This is a genomic window from Streptomyces sp. BRA346 (assembly GCF_052851135.1).
Genome location: NZ_JAIWIH010000165.1, coordinates 1 through 1,549, shown reverse-complemented (window position 1 = coordinate 1,549; position 1,549 = coordinate 1). Strand labels below are relative to the sequence as shown.

Genomic DNA, 1,549 nt, shown 5'->3' with positions numbered 1-1,549 from the left:
GGCTGAGCATCCGTTGCTGGGTGCGGCGGTGTCGTTGGCCGACTCGGACGGTGTGGTGTTCTCCGGTCGCCTGTCGTTGGCCTCGCATCCGTGGCTGGCCGACCACACGATCACGGGCCGGGTTCTCGTGCCCGGCACCGCCTTTGTGGACCTGGCGATCCGGGCCGGTGACGAATTCGGGTGCGATCTACTCGAAGAACTGACCATGGCCGCACCACTGGTGCTGCCCGAACGGGGAGCGGCGCAGATTCAGGTGTTCGTCGGTTCTGCCGATGACTGCGGACGGCGGTCGGTCAAGGTGTTCTCCCGGGTGGATGGCTCCAATGAGCCGCTGTGGACGCAGCATGCCACGGGGGTCCTGGGCGTAGTGGACGATCTGGCTGACACCAAGTTCGATGCGACCAACTGGCCGCCCCCGGGCGCTGAGCCGGTCGACCTCGATGGGTGCTACGAACGGCTTGCCGAGTCCGGGTTCGCATACGGCCCGGTGTTCCAGGGGCTGCGGGCGGTGTGGCGGCTGGGTGCCGAGCTCTTTGCCGAGGTGGCTTTGGACGAGGGTGCCGATGCCAGTGGGTTCGGGATGCATCCCGCGCTGCTGGACGCAGTGCTGCACGCCGGCGCCTTCGCCGATGGCACAGCGGATCGCGGTCTGCCGTTCGCTTGGGAGGATGTGTCGTTGCAGGCTTCCGGGGCGACGACGGTGCGGGCGCGGCTGTCGTACGACGAGCGGGGGGCGGTGTCCATCGCGGTCGCGGATGTGGTGGGTCGTCCTGTGGCGTCCGTCGCGTCGTTGGTCACGCGTCCTCTTGCTGTTGATGAGCTGGCGGACGGTGGTGGCCGGACGGTTGGCCGGGATTCGTTGTTCCGGGTGGAGTGGGCTCCGGTGGCTGAGGGGACGGACGCCGCGCCATCGGTGGTTGCGGTGGTCGGCCCGGACGGCGGTTTGGCCGGGACGCTGCGCGGTGCCGGGTCGGACGTTGCGGTATATCCGGATCTGGCCGCGTTGGCCGTGGCAGACGGGCCGATGCCGGATGTGGTGTTGGCCGAGGTCGCTACGGAGCGGCCCGGTGACGGAGTGGTGGATGGTGTCCACGACATGGTGACGCGGGCTTTGGGCTTGGCTCAGGAGTGGTTGGAGGAGGAGCGGTTCGCCGCTTCTCGCCTGGTCGCGGTGGCATGTGGGGCTGTCGGTAATCTGGCGGTGGCGTCGGTGTGGGGTTTGCTGCGGTCGGCGCAGTCGGAGCATCCGGACCGGATCACACTGCTGGACCTTGGTGACGGTGCCGTGTCCGGGGCGGTTTTGTCGCGGGCGTTGGCGCAGCCCGAGCCGGAGTTGGCGGTTCGGGACGGGCGAGTCCTGGTCCCCCGGCTGGCGCGGATGCCCGTTCCAGAGCTGCGTGCGGCGTCATGGGAGCCGCGCGGCACGGTGTTGATCACGGGTGGTACCGGGGGTCTGGGTGCGGTGGTGGCCCGGCACCTGGCGGCCGAGCACGGCGTACGGGACCTGCTCCTGCTGTCCCGGCGGGGGATGGCTTCGCCGGGTGCTGAG

Annotated in this window: 1 protein-coding gene; it reads left to right on the top strand. The window is 69.5% G+C overall.

Annotated features, from left to right (window positions below):
- On the top strand, positions 1–1,549 hold a 1,549-nt coding region (locus LCH29_RS43930; protein ID WP_446467283.1), incomplete at both ends, for a polyketide synthase dehydratase domain-containing protein.